Origin of the sequence: Ornithinibacillus bavariensis, assembly GCF_050433565.1 — a bacterium.
Classification (GTDB): Bacteria; Bacillota; Bacilli; order Bacillales; family Amphibacillaceae; genus Ornithinibacillus; species Ornithinibacillus bavariensis.
Window position 1 is genome coordinate 1 of sequence record NZ_JBNPWZ010000002.1, and the last position, 25,558, is coordinate 25,558.

The 25,558-nt window shown below is 36.2% G+C and carries 18 protein-coding genes, 14 tRNA genes, 2 rRNA genes and 1 riboswitch; of the genes, 29 read left to right on the forward strand and 5 right to left on the reverse strand.

Annotated features, from left to right (window positions below; genetic code table 11):
* From HNR27_RS03870 to HNR27_RS03955, 18 genes are all read left to right on the forward strand, one after another.
* Nucleotides 1-93: ribosomal RNA gene (locus HNR27_RS03870) — 23S ribosomal RNA — on the forward strand; the annotation flags it as partial.
* A 133-nt stretch (nucleotides 94-226) separates the two neighbouring features.
* Nucleotides 227-342, forward strand: a 5S ribosomal RNA gene (gene rrf, locus HNR27_RS03875).
* Between the two features lie 12 nt (nucleotides 343-354).
* Nucleotides 355-429: transfer RNA gene (locus HNR27_RS03880), tRNA-Asn, on the forward strand.
* A 1-nt stretch (nucleotide 430) separates the two neighbouring features.
* Nucleotides 431-522, forward strand: a tRNA-Ser gene (locus HNR27_RS03885).
* A 13-nt stretch (nucleotides 523-535) separates the two neighbouring features.
* Nucleotides 536-610, forward strand: a tRNA-Glu gene (locus tag HNR27_RS03890).
* A 4-nt stretch (nucleotides 611-614) separates the two neighbouring features.
* A tRNA-Val gene (locus tag HNR27_RS03895) sits at nucleotides 615-690 on the forward strand.
* A gap of 39 nt (nucleotides 691-729) precedes the next feature.
* Nucleotides 730-806, forward strand: a tRNA-Met gene (locus tag HNR27_RS03900).
* A 67-nt stretch (nucleotides 807-873) separates the two neighbouring features.
* Nucleotides 874-950: transfer RNA gene (locus tag HNR27_RS03905), tRNA-Asp, on the forward strand.
* Nucleotides 951-990: 40 nt separating this feature from the next.
* Nucleotides 991-1,066: transfer RNA gene (locus tag HNR27_RS03910), tRNA-Phe, on the forward strand.
* Between the two features lie 22 nt (nucleotides 1,067-1,088).
* Nucleotides 1,089-1,172, forward strand: a tRNA-Tyr gene (locus HNR27_RS03915).
* Between the two features lie 32 nt (nucleotides 1,173-1,204).
* Nucleotides 1,205-1,278 (forward strand) — tRNA-Trp (locus tag HNR27_RS03920).
* A 13-nt stretch (nucleotides 1,279-1,291) separates the two neighbouring features.
* Nucleotides 1,292-1,367: transfer RNA gene (locus HNR27_RS03925), tRNA-His, on the forward strand.
* A 3-nt stretch (nucleotides 1,368-1,370) separates the two neighbouring features.
* Nucleotides 1,371-1,445: transfer RNA gene (locus tag HNR27_RS03930), tRNA-Gln, on the forward strand.
* Nucleotides 1,446-1,448: 3 nt separating this feature from the next.
* Nucleotides 1,449-1,523 (forward strand) — tRNA-Gly (locus HNR27_RS03935).
* 7 nt (nucleotides 1,524-1,530) lie between these two features.
* Nucleotides 1,531-1,604: transfer RNA gene (locus HNR27_RS03940), tRNA-Cys, on the forward strand.
* Between the two features lie 177 nt (nucleotides 1,605-1,781).
* The gene (locus HNR27_RS03945) at nucleotides 1,782-2,789 is read left to right on the forward strand and encodes a DUF3231 family protein (protein ID WP_429338845.1); all 1,008 of its coding nucleotides are present in this window, start codon (nucleotides 1,782-1,784) and stop codon (nucleotides 2,787-2,789) included.
* An 8-nt stretch (nucleotides 2,790-2,797) separates the two neighbouring features.
* Nucleotides 2,798-3,274, forward strand: coding sequence for a hypothetical protein (locus HNR27_RS03950; RefSeq protein ID WP_429338846.1), 477 nt, complete (start codon nucleotides 2,798-2,800; stop codon nucleotides 3,272-3,274).
* A gap of 86 nt (nucleotides 3,275-3,360) precedes the next feature.
* Nucleotides 3,361-3,444: transfer RNA gene (locus tag HNR27_RS03955), tRNA-Leu, on the forward strand.
* Between the two features lie 393 nt (nucleotides 3,445-3,837).
* Here HNR27_RS03955 and HNR27_RS03960 read toward each other — a convergent pair.
* Together HNR27_RS03960 and HNR27_RS03965 are read right to left on the reverse strand one after the other, a co-directional pair.
* On the reverse strand, nucleotides 3,838-4,890 hold the full coding sequence (locus HNR27_RS03960) for a YheC/YheD family endospore coat-associated protein (protein ID WP_429338847.1): 1,053 nt from the start codon (nucleotides 4,888-4,890) through the stop codon (nucleotides 3,838-3,840).
* Nucleotides 4,891-5,000: 110 nt separating this feature from the next.
* Nucleotides 5,001-6,227: an ATP-grasp domain-containing protein gene (locus HNR27_RS03965; protein WP_212918954.1), complete on the reverse strand. Its 1,227-nt coding sequence runs from the start codon at nucleotides 6,225-6,227 to the stop codon at nucleotides 5,001-5,003.
* Nucleotides 6,228-6,981: 754 nt separating this feature from the next.
* Between HNR27_RS03965 and HNR27_RS03970 the strand changes: the two genes are divergently transcribed.
* Together HNR27_RS03970 and HNR27_RS03975 are read left to right on the forward strand one after the other, a co-directional pair.
* The gene (locus HNR27_RS03970; RefSeq protein WP_212918955.1) at nucleotides 6,982-8,361 is read left to right on the forward strand and encodes a UDP-N-acetylmuramoyl-tripeptide--D-alanyl-D-alanine ligase; all 1,380 of its coding nucleotides are present in this window, start codon (nucleotides 6,982-6,984) and stop codon (nucleotides 8,359-8,361) included.
* A gap of 828 nt (nucleotides 8,362-9,189) precedes the next feature.
* The gene (locus HNR27_RS03975; protein ID WP_429338848.1) at nucleotides 9,190-11,286 is read left to right on the forward strand and encodes a tetratricopeptide repeat protein; all 2,097 of its coding nucleotides are present in this window, start codon (nucleotides 9,190-9,192) and stop codon (nucleotides 11,284-11,286) included.
* 132 nt (nucleotides 11,287-11,418) lie between these two features.
* Here the strand turns inward: HNR27_RS03975 and HNR27_RS03980 are convergent, their stop codons facing one another.
* Nucleotides 11,419-12,363 (reverse strand): NADP-dependent oxidoreductase, encoded by a 945-nt coding sequence (locus HNR27_RS03980; RefSeq protein WP_212918957.1) that lies wholly within the window; start codon nucleotides 12,361-12,363, stop codon nucleotides 11,419-11,421.
* 295 nt (nucleotides 12,364-12,658) lie between these two features.
* On the opposite strand from HNR27_RS03980, the gene HNR27_RS03985 reads away from it, so the two are divergent.
* From HNR27_RS03985 to HNR27_RS04005, 5 genes are all read left to right on the forward strand, one after another.
* On the forward strand, nucleotides 12,659-13,798 hold the full coding sequence (locus tag HNR27_RS03985; protein ID WP_429338849.1) for a sensor histidine kinase: 1,140 nt from the start codon (nucleotides 12,659-12,661) through the stop codon (nucleotides 13,796-13,798).
* Nucleotides 13,791-14,426, forward strand: a complete 636-nt coding sequence (locus HNR27_RS03990) for a response regulator (RefSeq protein ID WP_212918959.1) — start codon at nucleotides 13,791-13,793, stop codon at nucleotides 14,424-14,426. The genes HNR27_RS03985 and HNR27_RS03990 overlap by 8 nt, the downstream gene beginning before the upstream one ends.
* A 110-nt stretch (nucleotides 14,427-14,536) precedes the next feature.
* A complete protein-coding gene (locus HNR27_RS03995; RefSeq protein WP_212918960.1) occupies nucleotides 14,537-15,469 on the forward strand; it encodes an ABC transporter ATP-binding protein in 933 nt (310 codons plus the stop codon).
* A 12-nt stretch (nucleotides 15,470-15,481) separates the two neighbouring features.
* Entirely contained in the window at nucleotides 15,482-16,744 is a 1,263-nt protein-coding gene (locus HNR27_RS04000; protein ID WP_429338850.1) for an ABC transporter permease, read from the forward strand.
* Complete coding sequence (locus HNR27_RS04005; protein ID WP_212918962.1) at nucleotides 16,744-17,844, forward strand: ABC transporter permease; 1,101 nt, start codon at nucleotides 16,744-16,746, stop codon at nucleotides 17,842-17,844. Before HNR27_RS04000 ends, HNR27_RS04005 begins: the two co-directional genes overlap by 1 nt.
* A 212-nt stretch (nucleotides 17,845-18,056) precedes the next feature.
* Here HNR27_RS04005 and HNR27_RS04010 read toward each other — a convergent pair whose 3' ends face one another.
* Nucleotides 18,057-19,229, reverse strand: a complete 1,173-nt coding sequence (locus HNR27_RS04010; RefSeq protein ID WP_429338851.1) for an MFS transporter — start codon at nucleotides 19,227-19,229, stop codon at nucleotides 18,057-18,059.
* Between the two features lie 141 nt (nucleotides 19,230-19,370).
* On the opposite strand from HNR27_RS04010, the gene HNR27_RS04015 reads away from it, so the two are divergent.
* From HNR27_RS04015 to HNR27_RS04025, 3 genes are all read left to right on the forward strand, one after another.
* On the forward strand, nucleotides 19,371-19,502 hold the full coding sequence (locus tag HNR27_RS04015) for a YuzL family protein (RefSeq protein WP_212918963.1): 132 nt from the start codon (nucleotides 19,371-19,373) through the stop codon (nucleotides 19,500-19,502).
* A gap of 122 nt (nucleotides 19,503-19,624) precedes the next feature.
* Nucleotides 19,625-19,795: riboswitch (cyclic di-AMP (ydaO/yuaA leader) on the forward strand.
* 130 nt (nucleotides 19,796-19,925) lie between these two features.
* Nucleotides 19,926-21,200, forward strand: a complete 1,275-nt coding sequence (locus HNR27_RS04020) for a cation:dicarboxylate symporter family transporter (RefSeq protein ID WP_212918964.1) — start codon at nucleotides 19,926-19,928, stop codon at nucleotides 21,198-21,200.
* Nucleotides 21,201-21,323: 123 nt separating this feature from the next.
* Nucleotides 21,324-21,668, forward strand: coding sequence for an ion channel (locus HNR27_RS04025; protein WP_212918965.1), 345 nt, complete (start codon nucleotides 21,324-21,326; stop codon nucleotides 21,666-21,668).
* 129 nt (nucleotides 21,669-21,797) lie between these two features.
* On the opposite strand, the gene HNR27_RS04030 is transcribed toward HNR27_RS04025, so the two are convergent.
* The gene (locus HNR27_RS04030; protein WP_212918966.1) at nucleotides 21,798-23,855 is read right to left on the reverse strand and encodes a catalase; all 2,058 of its coding nucleotides are present in this window, start codon (nucleotides 23,853-23,855) and stop codon (nucleotides 21,798-21,800) included.
* A 317-nt stretch (nucleotides 23,856-24,172) separates the two neighbouring features.
* On the opposite strand from HNR27_RS04030, the gene HNR27_RS04035 reads away from it, so the two are divergent.
* The gene (locus HNR27_RS04035) at nucleotides 24,173-25,417 is read left to right on the forward strand and encodes an aminopeptidase (protein WP_212918967.1); all 1,245 of its coding nucleotides are present in this window, start codon (nucleotides 24,173-24,175) and stop codon (nucleotides 25,415-25,417) included.
* Nucleotides 25,418-25,558 lie beyond the last annotated feature (141 nt).

The following is a 25,558-nucleotide window of genomic DNA, read 5'->3' on the forward strand; positions in this document are numbered from 1 at the left end:
GATCCCTCAGAGACGATGAGGTTGATAGGTCCGAGGTGGAAGCGTGGTGACACGTGGAGCTGACGGATACTAATCGATCGAGGACTTAACTAACTGGCTGTCGTGCGTTACTCTTATTTAGTTTTTAGGGTATAAAGATTATTTTTTCCGAAACCCTTGCATTTCTCGAAGGAAATGCATATAATATATCTTGTCTTGATTTTTATAAACCTTTCAAGACGGTTTGTCTGGTAGTGATGGCGAGAAGGTCACACCTGTTCCCATACCGAACACAGAAGTTAAGCTTCTCAGCGCCGATGGTAGTTGGGGCATTGCCCCTGCGAGAGTAGGACGTTGCCAGGCAAATTCCATTATTCCACAGTAGCTCAGTGGTAGAGCAATCGGCTGTTAACCGATCGGTCGTAGGTTCGAATCCTACCTGTGGAGCCATGGAGAGCTGTCCGAGTGGTCGAAGGAGCACGATTGGAAATCGTGTAGGCTGCGAAAGTGGTCTCGAGGGTTCAAATCCCTCGCTCTCCGCCACTATTATTATATTGGCCCGTTGGTCAAGCGGTTAAGACACCGCCCTTTCACGGCGGTAACACGGGTTCGAATCCCGTACGGGTCACCAACATGGAGGATTAGCTCAGCTGGGAGAGCACCTGCCTTACAAGCAGGGGGTCACAGGTTCGAGCCCTGTATCCTCCACCATATTGGTAATATACCAACAAACTAAATACTTTATATTATCGCGGGGTGGAGCAGTCTGGTAGCTCGTCGGGCTCATAACCCGAAGGTCGTAGGTTCAAATCCTGCCCCCGCAACCAAACTTTTTAACTTACTGTGAAGAATTCACTTATGTAAAAGTTGAATATCAGTAATATGATAAAAAGTGGTCCGGTAGTTCAGTTGGTTAGAATGCCTGCCTGTCACGCAGGAGGTCGCGGGTTCGAGTCCCGTCCGGACCGCCATTTTCACAAAAAACTTAAACTTATCTATAACAAACATAACGGCTCGGTAGCTCAGTCGGTAGAGCAATGGACTGAAAATCCATGTGTCGGCGGTTCGATTCCGTCCCGAGCCACCATTTATGTCTTTTTCTTTTTTATGGAGGGGTAGCGAAGTGGCTAAACGCGGCGGACTGTAAATCCGCTCCTTCGGGTTCGGCAGTTCGAATCTGCCCCCCTCCACCATTTTAAAATTTTATAGTCATATTTTATACAGTAGGGGTATAGTTTAATGGTAAAACGAAGGTCTCCAAAACCTTTGATGTGGGTTCGATTCCTACTACCCCTGCCATTTTTATATAATGGCGGTCGTGGCGAAGTGGTTAACGCACCGGATTGTGGCTCCGGCACTCGTGGGTTCGATTCCCACCGATCGCCCCATATTGGGCTATAGCCAAGCGGTAAGGCAACGGGTTTTGGTCCCGTCATTCCTAGGTTCGAATCCTAGTAGCCCAGCCAAGCGCGGAAGTAGTTCAGTGGTAGAACACCACCTTGCCAAGGTGGGGGTCGCGGGTTCGAATCCCGTCTTCCGCTCCATATAAATGGCGGTATAGCCAAGTGGTAAGGCAGAGGTCTGCAAAACCTTTATCACCGGTTCAAATCCGGTTACCGCCTCCAAATTTACCTTTCTAATTTGTACTATCTTTTTAAACTCTTTTGTTTAAGTTGCTATTTTTATGGCAATTCAAACAAAAGAGTTTTTTTATTGTCCTGTTACAAATAAGTTTCATGTACTGTAATATATTTACTTTTTAGGGGATACTATCATTAGTTTAAGTATTTGGAGGTGAAACCATGGAAATAGAACATAATCCGCGATTAACTTCTGTAGAAATTTCACATATTTGGAATGCATATATGAACGATAGTCAATCTGCTTGTGTCTTAAAATATTTTATGAATTGCACAGAGGATCCTAATGTTAAAGAAGTAGTTCAATTCGGACTGAACATATGTGAAACTCATCTAAAAAAGTTAAAAGTATTATTTGAAAAAGAGAAATTTCCAATTCCAATTGGCTTTAATGAAAATGAAGATGTAGATGTTCATGCACCAAGAATTTTTTCAGATAGCTATATATTAAATTATATGCGTGACTTTGCTGCCATTGGTATGAATACGTATGGCACTGCATTAGGCTTTGTCGCAAGAGAAGATGTCTATGAATATTTTTCTACTTGTTTTGCAGAAACAAATAAATTGCATCGAATAGCCAAAAATTTGATGCTTGAAAAAGGTACTTATGTACGAGGTCCTTATATTCAGCCACCAGAAAAGTCAGAGTATGTAAAAAAACAATCCTTTTTAACTGGTTGGTTTGGTGAAAGACGTCCTTTAACTGCTATGGAAATTGCTAGTATATATGCAAACATACAGCGAAATGTATTAGGAGCTTCTACGATGATTGCATTTTCTCAAATTGCGAAGTCAAAAGAAGTTAAAAATTATACGATGAGAGGTAAACAAATTGCCTCTAAGCATTTGGAAGTATTTAATTCAATATTAAATGAAGACAATCTTCCAACACCTATGTCTTGGGCCTCTGAAGTAACAAATTCTACCGCTTACGTATTCTCAGATAAACTAATTATGTATCATACAGCCGCATTAATCTCGGTTAGTTTAGGTCATTATGGTATTGCTTTAGCAGGAAGCATGAGAAGAGATCTTTCTACCCACTTTATTCGGTTGAGTAGCGAGATTCTAAAGTACTCAGAAGATGGGGCAAATCTAATGATTGATAATGGATGGCTAGAACAACCTCCAAGAGCAACAGATAGGGATGCATTAGGAGATGGGTAGGAAATGTAATGGCCAGAGATAAAAGAGCTGAAGTGATATTTTGGAGTATTGCTTTACCAGGTTTTGGACAGTATTTAAATGGGAAGATTGTAAAAGGAACTGTATTAATCATTCTAGAATTTATTGTGAATGTAAAATCAGGACTAAATTATGCAATTCTTCCTAGCTTTTATGGTAATATGCAAGAATCCATTGTAAACACAGACTTTCAATGGTTAATGTTTTATCCATGTTTGTATTTATTCGCAATCTGGGATGCTTATCGGGATGCGGGGGGAGGGACATCGTCTTATTCCTTTTTACCCTTCGTATTCTCAGCATTTATTGGCACCATAGGTGTGGTGTACTCACCAGTATTCAATATTAATGGAATATATTTTGGAGTGATTTGGCTACCTATTCTATCTTTGATTTTAGGTTTTTTTATTGGAAAAGTTATTCAACTCATAGTATTAAAGTCGAAAAAAAGCCATACCGGTATATAGGTGCTTTAGATATTTCCAAAACTTTGTCATTGACTAGTTCACCTATTCCGTGCTATATTATTACTTGTCAGTCAAATATGGCACATGCCGGTGTGGCGGAATTGGCAGACGCGCGGGACTCAAAATCCCGTGTCCCTTGGGACGTGTCGGTTCGACCCCGACCACCGGTATCTTCAGGTTAAATTTAGTTGCGAAAGAAATAGTTGATTAAGCTCATAATCCTTGATGTTAAAGGTTTTATGAGCTCTTTTCTATTTTCTAAGTATATAATAGAAAATGATGTGTTTTAATAAATGTAAAAAGGCTCAAGAGGGTTGATACACCAATTTTCTTGAGCCTTTTTATATAATTTGTAAAAGGTAGAATCTTAAACAACTTAATTTATTTTCACCACTTTTTATCTCATGTCTAATCGAGTTATTTATTCATTAAATGATGGATTTATTCAATTAGCCCAAGTAATGTGAATTACTAACCCTTTTACACATCTTGGGTATCTCCGCGACCTTCGATAATGACCTTATCTGTTATTCTAGTACTTTAATAGTTTCAAGGAGTAGTAGTTATATTCTTATCTCAATTTTCTTTCTTTTCTTTTTTGCTTCTTTGGCCAGGTAAGTCGCATATTGAATCATTCTTTTCGCTACATCCATTTCCAAATAAAATAATATAGGTTGACCTGGGCGCCAATTCACTTCATAAATCCAAATCTTATTATGTTGATCAATCCCTATATCGATTCCAAGTTCGTCTAATGGTTGATCGTATAAACTATCAAAATGTGTTGAAAATTGTACAGCAAATACTTCTAAATAACGCTTGATATCGTAGTAGTTCTCATCAAATTGTTCCTGTAAAAAAGAAGTGATTACACTTGTGTAGCCCCCGCTACTTACATTTGACACAATTCCTTTGCTAGCAATGCGAGGATACATCGTTGTTAATGTCCATTTTCCTTCACCATTTTTTTGTACATGTAGGCGAATATCATATGATTGCCCTTGCTTAGTTTTCGATTGAATGAAAGGTTGTACTAAATAGGTCCTATCTTCTAATAAAATATCATCTAACCAATTCTCAAGTTGCCCTTCTGATAATACGTGTTTTGTTCCTGAATCAATTAGTAGATATTCATCTTGAATTTTTTCTATATAATGAACACCTTCACCTTTAGCTCCTGAAAGAGGTTTAACGATGATAGCGTTATATTTATCGATGTATGAAAGGGCCAAGTTAACTTCTTCAAATTCCTCGGAAGGTATTAAATAATTTTCAAAGATTTTCCCTTTTTTGATTCGATAATAAACGCTCATTTTATCTCCAATGGGGTGACTTGTAAAAGGAATTTCTTTTTCTAAAGCATCTACTATACGGTCTTGATTTGCGGTTAGTGTCCCTCCTGCATTGTATATAACGTCTGGATATCTGGTTTTACGTTCTACCCATACACCATTTTCATAAAATAATCCATTAATACGCCTTCTATTTAAATCTACTTTTCCTGGAGAAAAGTAGAAAAAATCTACTCCCTCCATTTTTGCTGCGGCTGCATATGCGTATGTTTTAAAAACAGTTTGCGGATCTTTCCGGTAATGTAGCATACCTATTGTGATCATCTGCATTCCTCCGATGATATTTTCAACTATCCTAAAAAGTTGCTTAACAAAACAGTGCATCCATTAAGATAAAAATAAATAACATCCTATTCATCTATGGTTTATTTCTATTATTCAACAGGTTTTAAATGAAACTTTATTTCTTTTGCAGCAGTTTTGGCATTCTTTTTGGCCTGTATTGATGAATATCCTGTTGCGATAATATATGCATATCGTTGTCCCATAGATATAGGCGGGGTAAGCAACCTACCTTTCCTAGGCTTTACATAAACTTCTTGAACACCTGGTAGATTAGAAGCTCGTTCTTTACCTGTTACTTTTTCCAAAATCCCTCTCTTAGAAATAGTGACATATTGCGTGAATACAGGCTTCTTCCATTTTTTTGTCAGATTAGGTGGAATACCAAGTGAAATTTTTAATGTTTCTTCAACTAAATTAATGCCGTATCCAATTTCAATGATTCTGTTCATTGCTCCACCTGAAATCCTTGGATTTATTTCAATTAGTTTACATTGGCCCTGAATAATCCTTATCTCTAAATGACAAGTGCCTGTTTCCATTTTGAAGGATTTGATGATACTTTCGACTGCTTGCTGAATGTTTAGGAGAAGAGTCTTATTAATTTCATTCAATAATTTATATCCTGTTATGATAAATCTCTCATATTGAGTTATTTCTTGTTCAAGGATGGCAATAATATGGATATTTCCATTAATCACAACAGTTTCAATTAAATATTGTGGGCCATCAAGATATTCCTCGATCAGAATAGATTGATTTGGATACTTTCTTGCAAGTAAATTGACACTGTCGAATAGTTCTTTATCATTTTCAACCTTTATTACATCCTTTGAACCAGTAGAGATAGGGGATTTAACCATTAATGGATACGAATAATGTTTACTAATAGAGGCTAATGACTCTTCAGATTCCATACCATTTAGCTTGAAAAAATTAGGTGTGAAGGGTGAGTCTTTTAGTATTTCCCTCGTTAAAATTTTATCTTCCATTGCTTTTATTGCATCGATAGACAGCACCTTGTTACAGTATTCTTCATGTAATTTAGTTGCTAAATACATATACGGATCAACAAAGCTGATAATTGCATTTATGATTAACCCTTCACTTTGGAACCCTTTTATAGTAGTTCTTAATCCTTCCACATTCGAAAAATCAACTAAAATCATTCTGTGGACGTCTGGAAATTCAGTTCTTTGTTTTAAAAACTTTTCATTGCTTGTAAGCAGAATGGTAAAATAGCCTAGTTTTTCAGCTGCCTTAATCGCCTCTCTACTTGACCCTGATTTCATTGTGTGAAGGAAGATGATAGTTCTCAAAAGAAAATTCCCTCATTTCTATTTTGTATAATTTGTTTATTACATTTCAATCGTCAACATAACAATTAGATAAATGTCCTCTAGCAATAAATTAGTGCACTTAATTTTAATGTTGCCTCCATAATCCATTGGAATTTTTGAATATTTGGCATTAAAATCCTGTCAATTCTCCTCCTGATTGTATTGTATTGTAGATAGATGGTATTGAATGGATAATTATCCATAAATAATAAAATATGCGTTCGCACAGACAAATCAAGATGGTCCATTTATGTAGTCAGACTAAATTGCAGATGTGCAGAATCTCTTTAAAAGGAAAATTAACTTTTATAAAGAGATTTGAATATTTATTTTATATTTAAAGGAAAGGAAGTGACAAAAAACCTGATTTTGAGCTGTTTTTTAGGACTATACTCCATTTCAATTAGTAAAACTCATCTTTTGAACTAGTAGAAATAATTACTAATTAATAATCGATACAGACTTTATATTAAATTAAAGAATTAAAGTCCATTTATCTATTCTGGAAAAAGAATGCTAGTAAAAGTTAGGCAGGAAATTAAAAAATTCACTAAATTAAATTCTAAACCTGATACGTTTATGGCATTAAATAATTACTCTAATTGATTGAGTATTTATCCCAAACTACACCGAGTGACACCTCATATACTATTTTAGTATTTGAATTCAAAATTGAATCAAGAATAGTATGCGAGAATGCCTTTTTCAACAAAGGCTATATAGGAGGGACATTTTGAAGACATTATTATTGGAGGACATTTTAACTGCTATGAACATTCAGTTTAATGATAAGCAAAGAGGTAATCAAATCCAGAAGGTCACGAACGACAGTGATGAAATAGATAATCATACTTTATATTTTCGTTGGTATAACAGTGAGGTACCTGTTAAAAAGATAAAGAAATATGAGAATGTATTTATCGTTACAGAAACACCATTTGCTAAAATGGATAGATTAAAACCCGAACAAATCATTATGGTAAAGGATCTCGAAGATAGCTACTTTAAATTTACTTCGTACTACAGACATTTGTTTAACATACCAGTGGTTGCTGTTACTGGTACTTGTGGAAAGTCTACTACAAAAGAAATGCTAAAACACATTTTGGAAGAAGAATATAACGTCCAGGCAACTGTATCCAGTAAAAATGCTGATTATTTCAACCTACCTTACTTATTGGGAATTGATGAAGATACCGATGTGGCTGTGTTTGAAACAGCTGTTTCTAAAAGAGGGGATATGACGGAGTCCTGCAAATATTTTTATCCGACTATTGGGATTATAACGATGATTGATGTAGACCATACGGATAAAATTCGCTCATTTGCTGATTATTTAGCAGAAAAAGCAAAAATAATGGAAGGTATGAACAATGAAGGGACTCTCATTCTTAATATAGACGACCCATATCTTTCCTCTCTCGATACTTCTAAGTTTAAAGGGGAAATTATAACATTCGGCAAACATAGGGATGCTGATTTTAGGATTAAGTGGTCTCAACATGATTCATCAGGAATGACTTTTTGGTTTAAATATAAGCAAAATACTTTTAAGGGATATATACCGGGTCTTGGCGAACATAATGTATACAATGCAATTACTTCATTGGTAGCCGCTGAAGTCTTAGGAGTGGATTTACACTATGCTATAAAAAGATTATCAAAGTTTCAGCACATGAAGTCCCATTTCGAAATAATTAAAGGACGAAACCAAATAAAAGTGGTAGATGATACTTGGAAGTCAAATCCTGCTTCTTTAAGAAAAGGCTTAGAAACATTAAGTAGTATAGCGTTGCCAAATCAAAGAAAAATTGTTGTTTTGGGAAGAATGTCAGCACTAGGTGATTATGGTGATGAAGAATACAAAAAGGCAGGGCATTTGCTCGGAAAATTAGGGATTGATGTTCTTATTACTAAAGGTTTCATTGCAAAAGATTTTGTAGAGCCTGCAATAGAAGCAGGGATTAATCCGGATAATGTTTATCACTTTTCCGATGCAGATGAAATGAAGATATTTTTCGATTCATTTTTAATTCCAGATGACTTTGTTTATTTCAAAACGGGAGGGGAAGACCCGGACTTTGAGGAAATTATCGATTATTTAAGAAACTAAATGGGTGAATCTTTTCTCATAACACTTTTTAAATATGGAAAAGAAAAAGGGCTTTATCAAGAAGTCATAGCCGAAAATTAGTTACTACACAAGCCGGCACAAATGGGGAAGTGACCAAGGATATCCTGGAATGAAAATACTTCATATAATGGAAAAAGTTTATGGAGTTTCTATGGTGGACTACCTGCTGATGAAATCTGTCGTACAAGCAATTATAAAGTGTTGGAATATTATGTTATCATGTTAGCGATAACCTATATTACAGGGGTAAGAGCATATTATCGCCGGTATAAAATAGTGTAAGGTCAAGGGTTCTCACATTGGTGAGGGCTCTTTTTTGTATATATCAGCGTAATCTCCTATATGAAACAACTACTCTACTTTATATTAGTACTCCCTTCTTTCCTATAAATGCAGATCTTAACAATCTAATAAATTCATTTGCAACACAAAGTTATCTTCTTTATGTAAGTAATAAGGTTACGAATCCACACGGTTAAAAATATTTCGCTTGAGCAATCGTTTTTTATGTAATAACTCGCCACAACATCTATTATACTAACAAGATTATGCGAAGTAGATTTTTCAAGAGTTTCTAGAGAAACAATTTTATCAGATGATATCTCCAAATCTAAACTAGTCCTTAATAAATACATCTCTATCCCCATAAACCAAAAGGTTATTTCGAATACAATAAAGGTGAACTATCTATATCTGTACTATTTTTATGAAAAATACTTTTTTCTAATAACTGTGTATGACATAACTATAAATAATTGGTAGGTAGCAATTTACTATCAAATTTTAACAACAATGTGAGGGATTATCATGACTATCGAGAATGAACTAATTAATAAATCCTATTATCAAACTATAGTAGCTGAAAATGAAAAAGAGCACCCAATAAAAGTGTTGGGTGAAATGTATATGAATGAGATGCAGAAAAAGCGGCCAGATTTATCCTCTATCCGCTATGCGCAAGGGGAGGTATATTTCTTAAATAATGATTATGAGGCAGCGATTTATAAATGGGGCACACCATTAGATGATAGATTAATTCCCTGGGCTCAAAAAAATATAGCGGATGCCCATTTTGAAATGGGTTTATTAGAGCTTGCTGAAGAATGCTATAAGGCAGTCGATACGGATGTAATGGAGTTGAAGGTGGAAGTTCTGCTGCAGCTTTTTTCTCTATACATACAACAAGGTAGTACCGAAAAGGCGATTGATGCAATTAAAAATGCAGTTCAGCTAAATCCAGATTATTCCTATGTGACACAGATAGCTCAGTCTTATTTTGAGGATATTAAGGATTGGAATAGCGCAGTTGAACTTGCAGTAAATGAATCAATTCGAACACAGTCACTTTCCTGGGTTTCGATTTTGGAAGAGTATGTGGAGCAGGGACTTACCTATGATTTTCAACCAAATTGTTTTAATGAGGTATTAGTGACCGTATTACACATTGATAAATTAAGATTTGAAAGTCTTTCTGAATTATTGTGGAACAGTTATAAACATAGTAACTTATATATTCCGTGGTTAAAAGAAATCAACCAGCTTCTTTTGACCTATAATTTAGAAGAAGCTTATATGTGGAAGAAGCTTCCCAACCTATTTAAAGAATCTTACTTTGATTTAATTAGCGGAGAATTTTTAATAAGTGATATTTCGGTGCTAATTCAGGACCATTTAACGAATTGGTTGGAAATATCAACCGTATCAGATTCCTTAATTTCATCCTCAGCTATACTCGCTTGGAATGATATTTTCCCATCTGATCTAGATGTCACTTTAGTAAGTAAAGCAGAGGATTATTTTGAACACTCAAATTCGTATCAATATGGCAGACAAGAAGGTATTAAGCTATTTGAATCGATTAAGCAATGGGCGGAGAAAGAAGGCTTATTAGATGATTTGTATGTAAATATTATGCCTATGATTGAGGAGTACAATATAGAAGTGGCTAGTCCTTCTAAAATAAGGAGTATTATTAAAGCTACAATTGCGTTTCTTGTTGAAAAACGAATAGAAGTAGAAAATGCTGTTATCGATAATATTAATTGGGATGAAGAATTACTTGTTAAACTCCAAGATATACAGCTTCAGCTGGATGATATGGAAAAAGATGAAGCGAGAGTGATAAAAGATTCCTTCCGTAAAATAAAAAATGATTTAAGTCAACATATGATGCTTACGCTCCCTGAACTACTTCGAAATTGCTCTGAATTGGTTCATGAGGACAGTGATTTTGGTAAGCTTCATGTTGACCTTAATGATGAAATGAATAGACGGATTGCTGATTATATGGAAAACACGGCCTTACATGATTTTAAACATGCATTTCAACGTTGGATTGAGGACTGCGAGCGAGAGTTTAATGACTGCCAAATTAAATTAAACGAAATAAGTGAAGGTTTTAATTATCAGTATAATGAAGAGAAAATTGTATTAGAGGGCGACTTTAAGGTATTGGATGATTGGAAGAGAGATATGGAACGGATATCAAGAGGAATGCTGCATATAGAAAAAGCGAATATTATGCTGCGTAACAACCCTTCCCAATTGTTGTTAAAAGGGGCAGGGAAGCTATTGGGTTCGATTTCCAAAAGTAATGAAAAGCTCCATAGCAAGTATAAGAACTACATTGAAAATGGGGACTATAGTCAAATTACACAGGAAATTATCAATCCGCTCATAAAACAATTAGAACTGTTTGAGGGGTCAATCGAGTGGGATATAAGCAAATTTTTCTCAAATTCTCTGGAAGTACTAAATAGAGTAAGTGAGGAATTGCACGGTGATATTGAAAAACAAAACTACTCGCTAGAAACTATGCGGAATCAACCTGAAATCTACCGCGATCCACTTACTTTGTTCGAATTAAGACTTCGGCAATATGAGTTAATGAATACTATAAGTTAAACGTAGTTCGGAAACCCTCTTAGCTGAACAATATGAGCAAGATTACCTGAGTATCCATAATTCCAAATTATGGTCTAAAAGATCTAATGGCTAGAAGATAAATAAATTGAGATTATTTATCTTCTAGCTAATTTAATCAATAACGATAATTATCTTACCGGCAGCATGACCAGTCTCACTTAAAGTATGTGCGTCATAAACACCTTTTTGTGTCAATGGGAATGTATTTCCAACAATACTCTTCATTTCTCTTTCTTCTAATAATTTTGCAAGAATACTTAGCTGTTGACCATTTGGATTCAGCCAAATACTTTTTGCTATGACATTTTTTTCTCTTGCCCTGTCTTGATCAGGTTCACCTACAATTGAAATCAGTCTGCCTGTATTTTCTTTAAGGACATGAAAACTGTCATTCTGTATCTCGCCACCAATCGTGTCAAAGACTAGGTCGATATCACGAAGTACATCTTTGAAATTGGTTGTGTGATAATCAATTATATTATCTGCACCTAATGACCGAAGAAGCTCGTGATTTTTTGGGCTAGCGGTTGTACAAACATATGCTCCTGCATTCTTCGCTAGTTGAATGGCAAATGTACCAACCCCACCCGCACCTGCATGAATTAGTACCTTTTGGTTTCTTTCTAAATTACCATGATCAAACAATGCTTGGTATGCAGTTAATCCTGCTAATGGAACTGCTGCAGCCTCCTCAAAAGAAATATTAGCAGGCTTTTTCGCCAGTAGATGATCATCAACAATAGTATACTCTGCATACGTTCCAAAAGGAGTTGTATCTGGGCGAGCAAATACTTCATCCCCTATTTTCCATTCCGTTACGTTTGATCCAACAGCCTCAATAATACCAGCAACATCCCACCCGAGAATAATGGGGAATTTCCATTCATACATTTGCTTCAAATAGCCTTCGCGAAGCTTCCAATCGATTGGGTTAATGGACGTAGCCTTTTCGCGAACGAGTACTTGATTTTCTCCTAATTCTGGTAGAGTTACGCTACCTTCTTCTAATACCTCTTTACCACCGTATTGGTTTATAATTACTGCTCTTGTCTGCATTAAAAAAATCACTCCTATGTACAAGGTTTAGTATAAAACTTATTTCTGGTAAACGATGTTTTGGTGGGATATGTAGGTAAGTTGTATCCTTTCACAATGTTAGTATTCCCACAATTAGAGGAAAACAAATCTTAATAAAGCATCTTGTTATAAACACGATAGTGATAACAATAGAGGAAGAATCGGATGGGCAATGTTCATTGAGAATTTGTCATTTAGATGTAGAGATGCTTAACATTGATTTCCATAGTATAATTTAAAAAGCGGGGAGTAAGTTTTAAAGGAGCTTTTATAGATGAAGAAATCATATTTTATATGGCTTTCTATTTATTGTGTTGTATGGGTATTCACTTATTTAGAATTTCAGGCAAGTTTAACTGAAATACAACTGGTGTGTATTTGTTTGTTTTTGGCCATCTTGTTTATCCTTCCGATTTTTGCAGATAAACCGAACTGGCAAACCATTTTGTTTTCCGTACAAGCACTGACAACAATTGGTATTTTTTATCCTATTGACCATGTACTCAATCCATATATAATTGTAATTCATCTATTAATTATAGCGGAGGCAGTGTTTTATCTTTCCCAGAAGAAGAGCTTCATTGTGATTGGAGTTCAATTTGTATCTATTTTATTCATTATGATAGAAGCAACGCTCCCTACATCGACATTAATTTGGTATGGGATTATAGATGTATTGGTTGTTATTGCACTCTTACATTATCAAAAAGTACATAAACACGAGATCGAATTAGGAAAAAAGAATGATGCTCTACTGGACGAGTATCGAAAAATGAAAAGACAGCTCATGGTAGAAGAAGAATTAGCTAGGATGGATGAGCGGAATATGATTGGACGTGAAATCCATGATTCAGTTGGACATAAACTAACAGCTCTGTTAATGCAATTTGAAGCATTTCGTTTATCTGCAAGGGCTCAGGATATAGAAAAAATTACAAATCTTAAAGAGCTTACCGAGCAAAGCTTAGAGGAAACACGAAAAGCCGTAAAATCCTTTAAGCAGGAAGAAATAGGGGGCCTTCAAGGGATTATAAGATTAATTCGTAAATTGGAAGTAGAGAGCTTTATGAAAGTTCACTTTTCAGTTAAACATGGTGCATTTGCAGCTCCATTAACTGGGGAACAATCCTTTGCAATTTATCGTGCCGTACAAGAAGCACTCACTAATATTATGAAGCATAGCGCTACACGGGAGGCGCAGGTCATGTTTGAAGCTCCTGGAGGAAGCATTTTTCGATTTGAAGTAATCAATCGCGTAATACCTAATTCCTTTTATCAAGAAGGATATGGATTAAAGGCGATGCGAGATCGATTAGAAAAAGTAGGCGGTTCATTAGAAGTTATTCAGGATGAGGAGCAATTTTCCGTAAGAGGTACGATTCAATTAATAGAACGGAGTGTGGCCTATGATTAAAGTATTGCTAGCAGAGGACCAAGTGATGGTACGTCAAGGCTTGAAAGCGATGATTGAAACAGATGAGGAGATTGTTGTAATAGGTGAAGCGGATAATGGTAAGGAAGCCGTCCGCTTATGTGAAAAACAACTTTTTGATGTAGCCATTTTAGATATTCGGATGCCGGAAATGGATGGGATCGAAACTGCCAAAGTATTACGTAATCGCTTTCCACAAATCAAGGTTTTAATGCTAACGACCTTTGATGATCAACAATATGTGGTAGATGCACTAAAGGTTGGAGTTAGTGGGTATATGTTGAAAAATGGTGATACGGAATCACTGATACGATCGATTAGAAGTACCATGAGTGGTGGACTGTCACTAGAGGATCAGGTTGCAGCGAAGGTAATGCCAGTTTTACTGCAAAGCCAAGAGGTGGCCGAATCGGTTGATCCTTCATTAACACCAAGAGAAAGAGCTATTTTAAAATGTATTGGTGAAGGGCTGAATAATAAGGAAGTAGCGGAACGATTAGGTCTGTCTGTTGGAACAGTTAAAAATCAAACGAGTCAAATATTAGATAAATTAATGTTAAGGGATCGTACACAATTAGCAATTTATGCGATTCGTCATCGATTAGTTTAGAAAAAATGACAAAAGTAATATGCGTTTATTTGGGTAGTGACCAAAGTCAGTAGTGACTTTGGTTATTTTCGTTTATGATGCAATTATTAGTTGGATAGAGGAGGATAATCATGCTTGAAACAATAAAATTAAGTAAATCTTTCAAGGGGAAGAAGGCAGTGCAAGATGTCAATTTATATTTGGATAGTGGGGAATCCGTTGGATTGTTAGGTCCAAATGGAGCAGGGAAATCTACTACTATTTCCATGATTTCATCATTAATCAAGCCAACTGCAGGAGAAATCAAGCTTAACGGTGTAAATATTATCAATAACCCAGAACAAATTAGAAGAATTTTAGGTGTAGTACCACAGGAATTGGCACTATACGAAGCGTTATCAGCATATGAAAATCTTAAATTTTTTGGCTCTATTTATAAAATAAGAGGAAATGAACTCGATAAAAGTATTCAACGGGCACTGGAAATAGTTGGATTACAAGATCGTCAAAAGGATTTGGTAAAAACGTTCTCTGGTGGTATGAAGCGTAGGGTAAACATTGCAGCTGCATTATTACATCATCCTAAAATACTGATTTTAGATGAACCTACTGTTGGAATTGACCCTCAATCAAGAAATCATATTTTAGAGACGGTTCGCATGCTAAATAAAAACGAAGGTACAACAGTTATGTATACGAGTCACTACATGGAGGAAGTAGAACAGCTTTGTGACCGGTTGTACATTATGGACCATGGTGAAATTATAGCTTCAGGTACAAAAGGAGAATTGCTAAGCATATTGTCAACAGAGGATACGATCAAGGTACAGCTAAGTAAAATGGATGATAGGTTTGTTACACAAGTAAAATCAATAGAGGGAGTTCGGAAGGTAGAAGCTGCTAATACGAATTTGAAAATTATTGCTAAAAAAGGTATTAACCTAGTTAGTGAGCTTGTGTACCTTTCTGAACAACATCATATCCAATTGATTAACTTTCATACGGAGAATCCTAGTTTAGAGGATGTATTCCTTCATTTGACAGGTCGAACCTTACGGGATTAAGGAGGTGTAGGAATGGGAAGCTTTATTAAAAAGGATTTATTAATTTTTTGGCGTGATCGGAAAGAGCTTATAACAGTGCTTATTTTACCAATTCTATTAGTAATCATACTAAATTTTGCCTTTGCTGGATTGTTAGGTAAAGATACGGAATCCAATTTGGATTTAAATTTAGCTGTCGTGAATCAAGACAATGCAACAGACTCATTAGAAAAATTGAAGGAAAAATTAGTGAATGAAGGATTAGTAGGAGAAGGAGAAGCAAATGTATTTGTGGAACAGGCAAGTCATTTAGATCCTGTCTCGATGTTACTAAATTACCTAGATAGTGATGAGTTAAAGGGTTTAGTGACCATTCATGAGCTTGGGGAGGAAGAAGCTATAACAAAGGTAGAAGACGGTGATTTAGACGGTATTTTAATCATACCTGATGGGTTTACTGTTGAAAGTCTGTATGCTGCCTTTGTAGGAGAAGCCCCAACAAAATCATTAGAATTTAAAATGGAAAAAGAAACGAATAATACTAGTATTTTATTTGATATTGTTCAAGGCTTTACAGATCAACTAAATTATCAATTTGCGTTACAGGAAATGGACGCTTTAGAAAACGAGGTAACACTGCCAACAGGTGGGGTAGAGAAGGTAGGAGCAGGGGAGAGTTTTACATTGACCCAATATTTTACTACCGCAATGGGAGCATTATTCGCTTTATTCTTAGCTTCTACTGTTGGAACGAAAACAGGCTTAGAGATTAGGCAAAAGGTTTTTAATCGTATCCTATTAACAAATAGTAATCCAATCCTATTCTTAATTGGAAAAATGGTATCGACATTTTGCTTAACTTGGTTACAGATTATGTTTATTTTTGTGTTCTCTCATTTTATCTTAGACGTATTTCCAGGTAGAACGGTGAGCTTCTGGTTTGGTGTCATAGGAATAGCTAGTTTACTTTCATTAGCAATTGCAGGATTAGCTGCTTTATTTACGAGCATCTCACTTCGAGTGAGAAATATAGATGCTGCGAATGGGATATTTATGTTAGTTATATTGCTCTTCGGTACGATAGGTGGAGGTTTTGTTCCTATTTATGTATTACCAGATTGGCTTCAACAAATTGGTGAATGGACTCCAAATGGAATATCTTTAGTTATGGTAACCAAATGGATTCAGTTTGAGGATTTATCAAATATCTTCACACCAGGTTTATTGTTGATTGGAATCTTTCTACTCTTTACATTGCTTAGTTTTGCACTGTATCCAAAAAGGGGGGAAGCATAATGAAGTCAGTTATGTGGGCACAATTAATGAAAGATAAGCGAAATCCGCTATTTATTCTATTATTTATCGCTGCAAGTATTGTCGCTACCATTTTATTTGCAGGAGGCATTCAAACTCCAACTATGGTTGCCGTGTTTAGTGAGGAGGAAAACGCCCCAGAAATTGAAGAAAAATGGCATGAGCTATTAAATGTAGATAGTTCATTTCAATTTGAAATCGTTACCCCAGAAAAAGCCCGCGAGGATGTCATGAATGGTGTGATAGATGTAGCAGTGAACGTAACGGAGACGGATTATCAAATAGTCATAGCTAGTGAACTTCCGACAGTCTCTTTCGTTCAGCAGCATGTAGAAAAAGTTTTTCAACGAGAAGCACAATTCCGTGCACTTGAAGAAGCGAAAGGGGACAAAAATGTCCGGAGTAAAATGAATAGTTATCTCAAAAACGCACCCATTCAGATTGAGGCGAAAGGACTAGACGGTGAAGGGCTTCCGAATTTTAATCTGGGAACTCAGCTGTTGTTTGCATTTGTTTTTTTAGTTGCCATGTTTATGCTCGGACTTAAGGTAAACAATGTAACTAATGATAAGGTCTCTGGTGTTTGGAATCGAATGATTCTTTCACCAATCCGTAAGACAGGGATGTATAGTGGGTATATTTTATACACCTTTCTCATTACAATGTTTCAAGTTATCGTGGTGCTTATTTTATTTAAATATGTCATGAACTATGAAGTGGGGGATAATCTTGGTCTAATCCTACTAATTGCATCGTTCTTTGTTTTTAGTATGATTAGTATCGCTATGTTGATAACTGGGTTTGTAAAGACACCAGAGCAATTTTATAGCATTTATCCCTCCGTTATTCCACTAATCCCACTTGTTAGTGGAGCATATATGATGCCAGGAACAATCAGCAATCCTGTGTTAATGTTCATAGCTGATCTCTTTCCAATGTCCCATGCAATGGATGCAATTATGTCTGTTGTCTTCTATGACGCTGGCTTGCGAGATGTAATGATGTCACTATTGTTGATGTTATTAATTGGTGTTATAGCGATGGGACTAGGCATTAATTTGATTGAGCGAAGAAACCAGTAGATTTTGCAAATTACTCCTTACAAGAGAAGAAACAAAAGTGAACCATATTGGAATAAAACTACACGACTTAAATAACGCTAATGGTAGGTAGCCGTCAACTATATTCATTGAGTAAAATGATAAAAAGGTATCAATTGCCAGTATAGAACGGAATTGGTACCTTTTTTCCTTCTAGGAATATGTTGTTACTTGAAAAGCGTTATAAAAGTAATTCAATATTGATAAGGTGTACGTGCTGTCTTAGGTGAGCCAGATTGAATTCTACTGTAACCTAAAATCATAAGAGTAAGCATTCCAATAAGAAATGCTACAAAGTACGGAGAAAGTACATCACGAATAATCCCTGTAATAAAGGAACTCGTAATCATCCCCAAAGAGTATACAGCAGACATTACTCCAAAAGCACGTCCATGTCCATCACTCGATACTGTATCAGTTAAAGCCGTTGCCATAGCTGGCATCATAATGCCAAAGAAGAATCCTAATAGAAATAACATCAATGGGAGTGTGAGTAACTGGGTAAAGACAGCGAATAAACTCATACACATTCCAAATAAACCGAACATAATACGTTTCATTGGATTGAAGCGGTTAATAAAAAATAATGACAAGGAAAAAAACGTTCCAACTCCAAAGAAACTAAATAGAACCCCAGTAATGGCAGTAGATAATCCCTGTTCAACAGCGAGATATGGGACCTCGTAAATGATAACCCCGTGAATATACATTAATGCAAAACCTGTAAGAAAAACCATCTGTAAGCTTTTTTTCTGTAACACCTGTATCAAACTAAATGCTTTTCTGTGAGAGCCTACCACAATAATACTTTCTTTTTCCCGTAAGCAAAGGGTAGTGTAAATACCGATAAGAAGGAGAGCGGTACCTATTGTATAATAGGTGTTTTCATACCCGAATGCTGATCCCATCATTCCACCAATTATTGGTGCAACAATACTTGCAATTGTGCCAAGTATTCCATTGATCGCCATATTTTTTCCTTGCTGGTGACTATTCTTTGCATAGCCAGATAATAACGCAAACGCAGAAGGAATTAGGAATGCTAGAGAAAAGCCATTTAACGCACGGAGTAGTAACAAGTTAGCTGAACTTGTAGCGAGTCCATGAGCAATAAATAATCCACCTGAAACGAATATGGGTAGTGTAATAAAAACTTTCTTCCCAAACCGATCGACTAATGGTCCGGCAATCAAATTTCCTGTCAAGTTTGTGAATGATGCTAAACTCAGCATAATCCCAATAACCAAGCTAGATGCGCCTAATTTTGCTGCATATGGTGCAAAGATTGGTGCTTGAACACTCATAACTAGACTCATAAAAAACATGACGATAAAAATGTGCATTTTTTCCATAGAAGTTTGTCTCATTTTTTTCACCTCGTAAAAATCTATGCTTGAAGTTTAAAAATAAGACGAGCAATTAGTTTCCTTAAAAGACTTTTGATTTAATTTTCATGTCCCAATAATATTAAGTCTTCAAACGTATACTAACACTGGAGGTGAACACCTATGTCAAAGAGAAAGGCTAATCCATTAACGAATGGTCTAAGCTCCCCAGAAGTGGAAGGGCAAGGAACAACAAATAGAGAAACTGGAAGAATGAAAGTAGATTCTTCACGAAAGAAAAAGAAGCGTACTTAGAGTTGGTAAACTGAAGCTTAGGGATCTATTATTTACGTTTTAAAATAATAGATCCCCCTTATTACATGGCTTTAGAGCTTCATAATATACAAAAAGGTAATTTTAATGATAAAATATTTGATATAGTTCTATTGCTTAATCTTTCAATAAGAGCGGGGGACCCAATTATTTTCGCGGAAATTTCTGTTTAATGTGAATACTTCCGCTATAGGTGAATTCTATGAAGAAGGGGCTTATTGTTTCCCGAAGTCCTAACCTGAAAGCTAACCTCGTAAGCGTTTTAGTGGAAACAGAATGATAGTATGTCACATTCGGCTTTGCCGGTTTTTTTGTTATTTTTAATTATTGTGTTTCGTTATATCATCTTGTTTCCCTTACCTGAGAAATTTATTTAATTTAAGTCATCAGAAGGTGGGGTAATCAATGAAGAAGTTTAAATTAAGTTTGGCTAGCCAAATTTTTATTGGTCTTATATTAGGTATAATTGTCGGTGGAATTTTTTATGGAAGTGAAACAGCGCAAAATATTTTACAGCCATTCGGAGATCTATTTATCCGGCTAATCAAAATGATAGTCGTACCAATTGTATTATCTAGTATTATTGTAGCGATAGCTGGTGTCGGTGATCTGAAATCAGTAGGTAAACTAGGAGCTAAATCGTTAACCTATTTTATCGGAATGACAATGGTTGCTGTTGCAGTCGGCTTAATTGCTGGTAATGTATTTCAGCCTGGTGCTGGTATAAATATGGACAAGCTTGAGCAGACAGATATCTCAAACTATGTTGAAACATCCAAGGAGCAAGAAGGAAAGTCGATAACAGACACACTTCTTCATATTGTTCCGACTAACCCAATTCAAGCTATGGTAGAAGGAGATATGTTAGCAATTATTTTCTTCGCAGTAGTATTTGGACTTGGGATTGCAGCTATTGGGGAAAAAGGAAAAACGATTCTACGGTTTTTCGAGGGAATGGCTAATGCCATGTTCTATGTAACCAATCTATTTATGAAATATGCACCAATTGGTGTTTTTGCATTAATTGGTGTTACCATCTCCAAATATGGATTTGCTTCCCTTATTCCACTTGGAAAACTGGCTCTCACAGTTTATGGAACAATGATTTTCTTTGTTATTGTCGTATTAGGTTTAATGGCTAAGTTTGTTGGGTTTAGTATTTTTAAATTGCTGAAAATGATTAAGGAAGAATTAATCTTAGCATTTTCAACGTCAAGCTCAGAAACGGTACTTCCCAAAATCATGGATAAAATGGAACAGGCGGGAAGTCCGAAGCATATTGCAACCTTTGTTATTCCTACAGGCTATTCCTTTAATCTGGATGGTTCCATTTTGTACCAGGCAATTGCATCGATGTTTATAGCACAAATGTATGGTATAGAATTAAGCATTGGACAACAAATTACACTAATGTTAGTCCTAATGGTAACTTCTAAAGGGATGGCGGGAGTACCTGGCGTTTCATTTGTAGTACTGCTAGCAACATTCAGTACCATTGGTTTACCTGCTTCTGGTTTAGCTTTTATTGCAGGTATTGATCGTATTCTTGATATGGGACGTACAGCGGTTAATGTGGTCGGAAATTCATTAGCAGCCATTGTTGTTGCTAAATGGGAAGGACAGTTTAATCCACCAATAGAGGATAAACTTGTCAATAAAACCTCGCATGAAGTCTTGTAATTCTTTAAGCACATTTCGATATAATGAAATGTGCTTTTATTGTATACCTTGTGACAAAACATAGGAAAATAAACTATTTGGATATGAAAAGGGAAATTCTATTAATTATGGAGGAAAGAAAGCATGATTTCATTCATTTTAACTGCTAAGCGACTATTGAAAGCATTGTGGAAGTCATTTCGACATAAAGTATTTAAATCGTTATTCTTTACGTTAGTGTTCATTATTTTATCAGGTACATTATTTTATACAAGGATTGAGGGATGGGCATTATTAGATTCTATTTATTTTTCAGTTGTTAGTCTGATTCCAAGTGGCTTTGACACGGGATTGAGCCCTGCTACTAACCTAGGGAAGCTTTTTACAATGATGTATTTGATTGTTGGGGTTGGAGTAATGATAGGATTAATCGTGATGATTGGCAAGGCGGTAATTGATTTTGATAAGACAGATGACGAGAAAAATTGATGGTTTATAGTTGTCTATATACTGCTTCACTAGAGGAGCAAAAATAAACGTGATATCACACCAATCATGATGGTGAGTATCACGTTTATTTTATACTAGGAAGTGAACATCTAAGTTTTCATGGACGTGTTACGTTCTATTCCAGAAGCGCTGTTGGGTGATGGCAGAGAGAAATTGTTCTCCGAAGTTTGGATTATTTGCTGAAAACACAACACCAGCTAAATTGTTTTTGTCAGATGCCTGAATAAAGGACTGTCCAGTTGAAGCGACACCAATTGGCTTATAATGCATATAGGCATCATGTACAAAATTAGTAACATCTGCATTAAACTTTTCTTGATTATTTGAGTTTCCTCCAACTACATACAGGGTGTCGACTAAATAAGGACTTGTTGTGATAAAGGTTTCATCAACCTTCAGTTTTGTACCATTTGCTCCAGTTACTGTACCAAGTGTATCACTAATGATTAGAAAGAATACGCCATTATCTTGCAGAAGGTTAAGCACACCTATTACTTCATTATCGTTAAAGTTATCACCAACAAGAATACCGACCTTTTGGGTTAATGCATATTTAGGTGTACGATACTGACTTAGCGAAGGATATACTGTAGAGACAGGTACATGGGAGCCCTCTGGTGGATTTACACCAATATTTCTAGCAACAATAGTAGCTAATTCCTTATCCACATTAACCAATAAATCGACATTTTGTTGGCGGACAGATGCACTTCTTACCTTCCCAAGCTGGTAACTAAATCCATCAATTGTGTGTTGCTTTTCAATAGGTGTCAGGCTATTCCAGAAGATTCGTGTTTGAGAGAAAAAGTCGTTAAACGATTCGCTTCTTCCTCTGATTACGACTCCCTCTACTTTTTTTGGGTAGTGTTCATATCCGCCCTCTTCTGGAGGGGTGGTGTATGGTGTGTTATTTGCTAATGAGTTTTGGTGATAGTTGACCTGATCAACATCAATTCTAAATCTCATAGGGCCACGTCGTTGGTTATTGTGAAATGGACAAATCGGTTTATTTATTGGTAATTCTTGGAAGTTTCTTCCGATTCGGTGTACTTGTGCATTATGATAAGCAATTAACCTACCTTGTAATACGGGGTCATTAGAAAAATCAATTCCCGGAACAACATTCGCAGGATTAAATGCTACTTGCTCTGATTCTGTATGGTAATTATCAATGTTTCGATTTAACGTCATTTTACCGACTAGCTGCACAGGGATAAGCTCCTCTGGCCAGAACTTTGCAGGATCGAGAATATCAAAATCATAGTTGAATTCATCTTCCATCGGAATCAATTGGACACCTAGTTCATATTCTGGATAAAATCCCTTAGCAATGGCTTCTCGTAAATCCTTTCGGTGAAAGTCCGGATCAAGCCCACCGATTTTCATTGCTTCATCCTGAAGTAGGGAATGTACACCAAGAACAGGCTTCCAGACAAATCGAACAAAGGTTGCGACTCCCTGTTCATTGACAAATAGATACGTATTAATCGACCACGATTCCATCATTCGATAACTTCGAATAATCCCACGGTCAGACATAATCCATGTCACCATATGAATGGATTCGGGATTATTGGCTACATAATCCCAAAACCTGTCATGTGCACCTGTAGCTGTTGGAATATCATCATCCGACTTTGCTTGGTATGCATGCATCGCATCTGGGAATTTCATTGGGTCTTGATTGATTAAGACAGGCATTGCAATTGTTGTTAGGTCATAATTTCCTTCTTCTGTATAGAATTTAACTCCCTGGCAGCGTAAGTCCCTTGCTGTATCATAGGATCCTCTTGGCCCTTGCACGGTAGAAAAGCGGATAGTCAATGGAGTCTTTTTCCCGGGTTCCTGTAAAAAACATGCTTTTGTCACATGCTTCATCGACTGATAGCATTCAAACTCCCCATGGGCACTGTAACCCCTTGCGTGTACCACTCTTTCTGGTTCTTCTTCCTGCACAAAATGTGTCATTTTTTCAAAGTAATGCCAGTCTTGATGTAATGAAGGCCCACGCACGCCAGCTTTTAAGGTTTCTGAATCATTTGCGAGTTTCTTTCCTTGGTTTGTTGTCATTGGATTTCCAGTGTTCTGTATACGGAATTGATCTAACTGTCTTTGTTTAGCATCACTGCTCATGGACTGATGGTTTCTTGATGACTCTTTATCCATATGATCACCTATTCCTTATTTACTAATATATTCCACTTATATCTTATGGTAGTTGTCACAATAATATTCATTCTGCAAGTAGTATTTAATTTTATAAGAAAAATTCAATTATTAACTAACAATAGAGGAAAGATTTTTGGTAATCATGTAAAATAAGTATGGAATTGTAAGGTCGTGGGTTGTCACTCTCCGGATTTGGTAATATGTTGTAAATTAGGCTGGCAGAAGATTTTTTAAGCGTCACTCTATCGAAAATATATTACTAATATTGGGAAGCGAAGGGCCCTTAAAAATTGGCATCAAGAAGGAGGAAGAAAATGGTATTACCTAATTTTGAAGAGAATTTGCGAAAGTATGCAAGGCTGTTAATTGTAAAAGGACTTAATGTTCAGGTAGGGGACTGGGTAAAAGTAAGTATTGCCGTTGATCAAGCTCCCTTAGCCCGTCTACTTACAAAAGAGGCATATGAAAGAGGGGCAGAAAAGGTAATTATTAAATGGTCTGATGATGAGATTACTAAATTAAACTACATGCATCAACCAAAAGAGGTATTGACGAATATACCAAAATACGAAATTGAGGAATCCGAGGATCATGTATTAAATCATCATGTATGCCGACTATCTATTTTATCTAATGATCCTGGATTATTGAATGAGGTAGATCCTAATAAGGTCGCTGCATATCAAAAGGTAGCTGGAAAAGCATTCAAGGCACAGCGAGTAGCGACACAAAATGATGATTTAAAATGGACTGTTGCAGCAGCGGCAGGCGAGGCATGGGCAAAACATGTTTTTCCAAATTTAAAAACCTCTGAAGAACAAGTGGATGCGTTGTGGGATCAAATTTTTAAAACATGTCGCATTTACCATGAGGACCCGATTGCCATCTGGGATCAGCATAAGGAAACACTAAAGGAGAAGGCAAGTAAGTTAAACGAATATCAATTTGATGCATTGCATTACACAGCGCCAGGTACGGATTTGATTCTAGGTTTACCGAAAAATCATATTTGGGCAAGTGCAGAAAGTTATGATCCAAATGGTGTAGAATTCATAGCCAATATGCCAACAGAAGAAGTTTTTACAGCTCCAGATACTCATCGTATGGAAGGAGTAGTTCGGAGTACGAAACCATTAAGTTATGCAGGGACTTTAATTGAGGGGATCGAGGTACATTTTAAAGACGGTAAAATTATTGATATTTCTGCTGACAAAGGTGATGAGGCAATCAAAAAGCTCGTTCAAGATAATGAGGGCGCAACAGGTTTAGGCGAGGTAGCTCTTGTTCCAGATCCGTCACCAATTTCTCAATCAGGAATAACCTTTTTTGAGACATTATTCGATGAAAATGCATCCAATCATCTTGCTATCGGAGCTGCATATCCGACAACCATCCAAGGTGGTACGAAAATGAGTGAAGAAGAACTATTAAAACATGGTATGAATGTCTCCACAACTCATGTAGACTTCATGATTGGCTCAGACAAGATGGATATTGATGGTATCAAGGAAGATGGAACGATTGTCCCGATATTCCGAAATGGAGACTGGGCAATTTAATGCATTGGATACTATTTTGCAATTAGGTACAAAAGTGAATATTTTATAATTTAAATCGCAATAACCCTTTTATATCAAAAGGGTTATTTTTTGATTAAAAGAAAAATTCAATTCTCATAGTCACGTGGTTTTTATAGACGT